This is a genomic window from Pseudoalteromonas sp. S1608, assembly GCF_005887265.1.
Lineage (GTDB): Bacteria > Pseudomonadota > Gammaproteobacteria > Enterobacterales > Alteromonadaceae > Pseudoalteromonas > Pseudoalteromonas undina.
The window spans coordinates 1-315 of record NZ_PNDK01000127.1 but is presented as its reverse complement, the minus strand read 5'-3'; the positions used below and the strand labels follow the sequence as shown (position 1 = coordinate 315).

Below are 315 nucleotides of genomic sequence, written 5' to 3'. Positions count from 1 at the left end.
TTACGATAGGAATATTAACTATATCATCTGTTTAAGATTTACCTTCGTAACCTTACAATATTGGGTTTAGTAGATGCACGTGAAGCCGATGGTAAAGAACCCTGTTTTATTGCTGACCGAAGTGTGCCACTATGTGCATGGGGTTCTGCACAAGAGCTTTCAAGCGGTAAGGCCACGCCATCGGGTCATTGGTAAATTGCTGGCGTGCCTGTGTTATTTTATTGGGGCTATTTCCCAAAAACACAACAGAGTTTCCCACAAGAAGTTGTAGACGAGTTTATTGCGCGTACAGTTATTCCGGGCATTTTCGGCAAT

The 315-nt window shown here is 42.9% G+C and carries 1 pseudogene; it reads left to right on the top strand.

Annotated elements, in window-relative coordinates:
• Positions 1–24: 24 nt before the first annotated feature.
• Positions 25–315, top strand: a pseudogene (locus CWB75_RS18970) (phosphopentomutase); the annotation flags it as partial.